The 5,543-nt window shown below is 68.8% G+C and carries 7 protein-coding genes; 5 read left to right on the forward strand and 2 right to left on the reverse strand.

Going from position 1 to position 5,543, the window contains the following annotated elements; genetic code table 11:
• The 3 genes from ACWDU1_RS28765 to ACWDU1_RS28775 all read left to right on the forward strand — a co-directional run.
• A partial coding sequence (locus tag ACWDU1_RS28765; RefSeq protein ID WP_450003238.1) for a transporter associated domain-containing protein occupies positions 1 to 503 on the forward strand: 503 nt, incomplete at its 5' end.
• Positions 500 to 1,507 (forward strand): hemolysin family protein, encoded by a 1,008-nt coding sequence (locus ACWDU1_RS28770; protein ID WP_450003240.1) that lies wholly within the window; start codon positions 500 to 502, stop codon positions 1,505 to 1,507. The genes ACWDU1_RS28765 and ACWDU1_RS28770, both read left to right, overlap by 4 nt.
• A gap of 89 nt (positions 1,508 to 1,596) precedes the next feature.
• Complete coding sequence (locus ACWDU1_RS28775) at positions 1,597 to 2,085, forward strand: NUDIX domain-containing protein (RefSeq protein ID WP_450003242.1); 489 nt, start codon at positions 1,597 to 1,599, stop codon at positions 2,083 to 2,085.
• A 73-nt stretch (positions 2,086 to 2,158) separates the two neighbouring features.
• On the opposite strand, the gene ACWDU1_RS28780 is transcribed toward ACWDU1_RS28775, so the two are convergent.
• Entirely contained in the window at positions 2,159 to 2,821 is a 663-nt protein-coding gene (locus ACWDU1_RS28780; protein WP_450003244.1) for an MspA family porin, read from the reverse strand.
• 66 nt (positions 2,822 to 2,887) lie between these two features.
• Positions 2,888 to 3,532, reverse strand: coding sequence for an MspA family porin (locus ACWDU1_RS28785; RefSeq protein WP_450003246.1), 645 nt, complete (start codon positions 3,530 to 3,532; stop codon positions 2,888 to 2,890).
• Positions 3,533 to 4,166: 634 nt separating this feature from the next.
• Between ACWDU1_RS28785 and ACWDU1_RS28790 the strand changes: the two genes are divergently transcribed.
• Together ACWDU1_RS28790 and ACWDU1_RS28795 are read left to right on the forward strand one after the other, a co-directional pair.
• Positions 4,167 to 5,156 carry an iron chelate uptake ABC transporter family permease subunit gene (locus tag ACWDU1_RS28790; protein ID WP_450003248.1) on the forward strand — a complete coding sequence of 330 codons (990 nt, stop codon included), beginning with the start codon at positions 4,167 to 4,169 and terminating at the stop codon, positions 5,154 to 5,156.
• A partial coding sequence (locus tag ACWDU1_RS28795) for an iron chelate uptake ABC transporter family permease subunit (protein ID WP_450003250.1) occupies positions 5,153 to 5,543 on the forward strand: 391 nt, incomplete at its 3' end. The genes ACWDU1_RS28790 and ACWDU1_RS28795, both read left to right, overlap by 4 nt.

The raw sequence follows: 5,543 nt of genomic DNA on the forward strand, positions 1-5,543 counted from the left end.
CCGCGTCACTGCGGCTGCCGGAGGTGTTGTCGCAGCTGGTGGCCGCGCACGAGGAGATGGCGCTGGTGATCGACGAGTACGGCGGGTTCGCCGGACTGGTGACGATCGAGGATATGGCCGAGGAGATCGTGGGCGAGATCGCCGACGAGCACGATCCGGCGACCGAGCCCGCGGTGATCGTGGCCGACGGTGACGACTGGGTGGTCCGGGGTGACGCGCATCTGGACGAGATCGCGCGCACGCTCGGCCACACCCTGCCCGAGGGCGATTACGAAACTCTCGCCGGACTGCTCATCACCGCCTACGGCGGACTGCCCGAGGTCGGCGCCACCGTCACGGTGCCGCTCGATCCGGACCCGGCGGACCTGGCCCACCCCCATGGATCGCCGGCCCGGACGTTGACCGCCCGGGTGGACTCCATCGAGAAACATGTGCCCTCGTCGGTCCGGATCGGCCTGCGTCCGGCCCCGGACGCGGCCGCCGGGGAGAGGAACGGAGCATGAGCAACCCCTGGGTCGTACTGGCGACAACCGTTCTCCTCATCGCGGCCAGCGCGTTCTTCGTGGCGGTCGAATTCGCGCTCATCGCCGCTCGCCGCCACCGCCTCGAAGACGCGGCCCCGCACAGCCGTTCGGCGCGTGCCGCGCTGCGCAGCGCCTCCGAGCTGTCGGTACTGCTGGCCGGATCGCAGCTCGGGATCACCGTGTGCACGCTGGCATTGGGCGCGGTGACCAAACCGGCGGTGCATCATTGGCTCACGCCCGCCTTCGAAAGCTGGGGCGCGCCGCTGTGGACCGCCGATATCGCCGGGTTCCTGCTCGCTCTGCTGGTGGTGACGTTCCTGCATCTGGTGGTAGGCGAAATGGCTCCGAAATCCTGGGCCATCGCGCATCCGGAGCGGTCGGCGATCCTGCTGGCGGTACCGATGCGGGCGTTCATGTGGCTCACCCGGCCGCTGATCGTGCAGCTCAACCACCTCGCCAACTGGTGCCTGCGCCGGGTCGGCGTGCAGCCGGTCGATCAGGTCGCCACCGGGCAGGACCCGGACGCGCTGCGGCATCTGGTGGAACATTCGGCGACGGTCGGCACCCTGGACGAGCGCTACCACGGACAACTGACCAGCGCACTGGAACTGGAGGCGCTGACCATCGGCGATATCGCCGTCGCCGGCGCCCGGCCCAGCGGTGTCGGGCCGCGCGCCACCGCGGCCGAGATCCGGGAAACCTCCCGCACCACCGGTCATCTGCGACTACTGGTCGGCGAGCACGGCCGGGTCGACGGTGTGGTCCACGTCCGCGACAGCCTGGACGCCGGGCCCGCGGCGAATGCCGCCGATCTGATGCGGCCCGCGCTGACCCTGGACGCCGCCACACCCGTGTACGAGGCTCTCGCCACGATGCGGGAAACCCGCCACCACCTGGCGGTGGTCAGCGAGGCGGGGGAGGTCACGGGCCTCATCACGGTCACCGACGTGCTACAGCGGTTGCTGGCCGGAACGGCCGCCTGAGCCGTCCGGCTTTCCCACCGGGCCGCGCGAAAAAGGCTGCGGCCCAAACACGCCCGGCGCCGCGCGCCGGCAGTGGATAGCCTGGACAGGTGGTGGAATCCGCACGAGCAGAACCGGCCTTCGCGTATCCGCGTAAGCGGATGGGGGCCGGAATGCTGTTCGTGGACGAGCGGGACCGGGTGCTGCTGGTCGAGCCGACCTACAAACCGCAGTGGGAGATCCCCGGCGGGATAGTCGAGGCCGGTGAGACGCCCCGGGCGGCGGCGATTCGCGAGGTGCGAGAGGAGCTCGGACTCGATATCGAAGCCGGGCGTCTGCTGGTGCTCGACTGGGTGCCGCCCGGGCCGGTACCCGAGGACGGTCTGATGCTGATCTACGACGGCGGTGCCCTCACCGAGGCGCAGCTCGCCGCGATCACCCTGCCGGACGCGGAATTGCGCAGTTGGCGGTGGTGTGATCCGGCCGCGGCCGCCCAGCGGCTGATCCCGATGATGGCCCGGCGAGTGGCCGCCGCCGTGGCGGTCCGCCGCAGCGCCGGCCACGCGCTCTATCTCGAAGACGGATTCACCGTTGGTTGAACAGAACCGCGAATGGCCCCGGCCTCGTGGGCCGGGGCCATTCATGATTCAACAGTCGCGCGTGTTGCCGCGATCAGCCGAGGCTGAAGGGCTGGCCCCAGATGCGGAACTCGGAGATGCCCTGATCGGTGGAGACCTCGATCCGGACGAAGGACCGGGCCTGCGCGTAGCCGGCGCAGCCGTTCAGGCCGATCGTGGAGTCCGACCAGGTCACCGAGCCGCTCTGGCCGGTGAACTTGGTGGCGAACTGGTGGCCCTCGTTGCCGTAGACGTCCGGCTTCTCGATATCGAGCAGCAGGAACGAGGTGGCCTGGCCGGGGCCGAGGGTGAGGTTGCCACCGGTGCTGGCGTTACCGGTGACGTTCTCGCCCGCGACGCTCGCGCCGGCTCCGGCGTTGGTGCTGCCGCCGCTGATATCGACCTGGCAGCCCACGGTGTAGCCGGGGGTGATCTTGGTGCCCTTGTGCTTGCCGTGCACCTCGACCTGCGCGCTACCCGAAACCCAGGTGTTGCGGTGCAGCGGAGTCGAACCCATCGAAGGGTTGATCAGCGCCGACTCGTTGGCGATGCGGGCGGTGACCTGCAGGCCGTTGGGCAGGGTGTGGTGCAGCTCGGCCCCGGGCAGCGGGATGAAGGTGTCGGCGTTGGCCGCACCGGCCGAGAACAGGCCGACAGCGGCGGCGGTCGCGGCGGCGAGGCTCGCGGCGCGCACCGCGCTCTTCTTGATAACAGACATTGCTATTTCCCTCTCGGAGGAGAATTCCGTTCAGCGACGGAGGTGATCGACCGGTTTCGGCGGATGTCAGCCGATGCTGAACGGAGCTCCGTACAGGGTGGTCTTCGAATAGTGGTCGCCGATGATCTCGACGACGGCGTAGGAACGGGCCTGCGCGTATCCGGCGCAGCCTTCGATGGTCATCTCGACATCCTTGTAATCGACCCAGTAGACACCGGGCTTCGGGATGTCGACACCCTCGACGTGGACGAACTTGACCTCACCCGGGCCGAGCTTCAGGCCGACCGATCCGCTGATCCCACCACCGTTGGCGTTGACGCTGACGGAGGCGCCGGCGGAGATGGCGTCGTCACCGATGCTGACCTGGCAACCCACGATGTAGCCGGCGCTCACCCGCGAGGTGCCGTGGGTGGAGGAGTTGTTGGTACCCGGGGCGTTGGTCGGGCCCTTCCAGGGACCGGGGGTGCCCTCGGGGGTCTCGGTGACGTCGGCGTAGACCTGGCCGGTGAGCCAGGCGGTGCGGCCGGCACCGTTGGCCGACAGCGACGGCGAGATCAGCGCGCTCTCGTTGACGCGGCTCAGCTTCACGCCGGGTCCGAGCTTCTCGCCACCGGGCAGCGGAACGAAGGTGTCCGCGCTCGCGGTGCCGCCGGCGACGCCCAGAACGGCCGCCGTCATCGCCGCGGTGGCAGCAATCGACTTGATATTCATCGTGTGTCCCTCATGGTTTTGCGGATTGTCGCCGGGCACGGCTGTTCGGCCGGTTCCCGGCGAAAAAGGCAGCCGGATACGCCCCGGTACCGGCACGCGACGGATCGCATTCGGCCGTCCGGGGTGGTTATCTGCCCAATCGCAGGTGAAATCCGGTGGGAAGAGAATCCACCGGCGGTGTCAGATCGTCGTCCTGGGCGATCAGGTGACGAAATGCTGCGTCATGTATCCCTCATCCCTGTCTATCTTCTTGCAGCCCGGCCGGTTCCGGCCGGAGATATGCGCCGCCCGTGCGCTGGAGAGGGAATAGGCCGCACCGGGGCTGTATGGCACCCGTATTCGCATCCCATCACCTCTTGCTCGGTACCCGCGGCTCACGGCCGGGGCACGAGTCCCCGGATGGGGGCCGGCTCCTGGCCGCGGATCCCGCGGTCGCGGTTGTCGGCACAGTCTGTTGCTAGCCTCGCTTTGCTTAGGTTAGCCTGCGCTCACTATAAAGGGTTGGTAACTAATTGTGTGAGTTACCACCGTGACTTATGTCATAGATACCGGAAGGGGCAGGTCAGATGCACGATTGGTGTGGCACCGTCTCATGACCGCCGGTTCATCCTATGAATATCACACGAGAGCCTCCTTGCGCAGGTGGGCGGGCTGGTTTATTGCGGCAGTCTGTCTCATTTCGGCCTGCGCGCTCAGCATTGCGATCGGCACGAAGAATATTCCCGTCGTTGATCTGCTCGACGCGCTCTGGCAACCGGACGGTTCTCCCGACGACCTGATCGTCAATGAGTACCGGCTCCCGCGTACACTGCTCGGCCTTCTCGCCGGCACGGCCCTCGGTGTCGCGGGCTGCCTGATGCAGGGACTGACCCGTAATCCACTCGCGGACCCCGGCCTGCTCGGGGTCAACGCGGGCGCCGCGTTCGCCATCGCGGTGGCCGTGGCCTACCTCGGCGTGGACAGTATCGGCGAGTACGTCTGGTTCGGATTCGCCGGTGCCGCAGTAGTGTCGGTGGTGGTGTTCCGGTTGGGCACCGTGGGCCGCGGCGGTACCGATCCGATCCGGCTCACGCTGGCCGGTGTCGCGGTCACCGCCGTGCTCACCGGCGTCACCAAGGGGCTGATCCTGTTGAACTCCGTCGCCTTCGACAAGATGCGGCAGTGGGACGCGGGTGCCCTCACCGGCCGGGGCTACGACGTCATCGCCGGTGCCGCGCCCTTCGTCTTCGCCGGGATGATCCTCGCCGCGATAGCGGCCCGGTCGCTCAATGCCGTGGCGCTCGGCGACGATCTGGCCCGGGCCCTCGGCGTACATGTGACGCGCACCCGGGTGTTCACCGCGCTGGCCCTGATCCTGCTGTGCGGCACCGCCACCGCGGCGGTCGGTCCGATCACCTTCGTCGGGCTGGCCGTTCCGCATATCGCCCGCTGGATCGTGGGTCCCGATCACCGCTGGATCGTGGCGTATTCGCTGGTCCTGGCCCCGACTCTGGTTCTGGTGGCGGATGTGGTGGGCCGGATCGCGATTCCGCCGGACGAATTGGCGGCCGGAGTGGTCACGGCGTTCCTGGGGGCGCCGGTGCTCATCTGGCTCGCCCGCCGCACGGAGCTGAGGCAGTCATGACCACCTCGTCCGATACGCCGGCGGCGACCCCGGGAAAGGCGCCCGGCCGCGACGGCGGCGCGCCGCCCATCGATTTCGGCCGGACGGTCCGGGTCGTCCGCGCCCGGGGACTGACCGCCCGGTTCGGGGTGCGCGGCGTGATCGTGTCGCTGGTGCTGCTGGCGGCGGCCTTCGTCATCGCGCTGCTGGCCCTGGGCACCGGTGATTTCGTGATCCCACCCGACCGGGTGCTGCGGGCGCTGTTCGGCGACGGGGTGGGCAGTGACGATCTGGTGATCTGGGAGTGGCGGGCGCCCCGGGTGGTGATGGCGCTGGTCCTGGGCGCCGCGCTGGGGCTCAGCGGCGCGATCCTGCAGTCGGTGACCCGCAATCCGCTGGGCAGCCCGG

The sequence above is a fragment of the Nocardia sp. NPDC003345 genome (genome assembly GCF_053589395.1).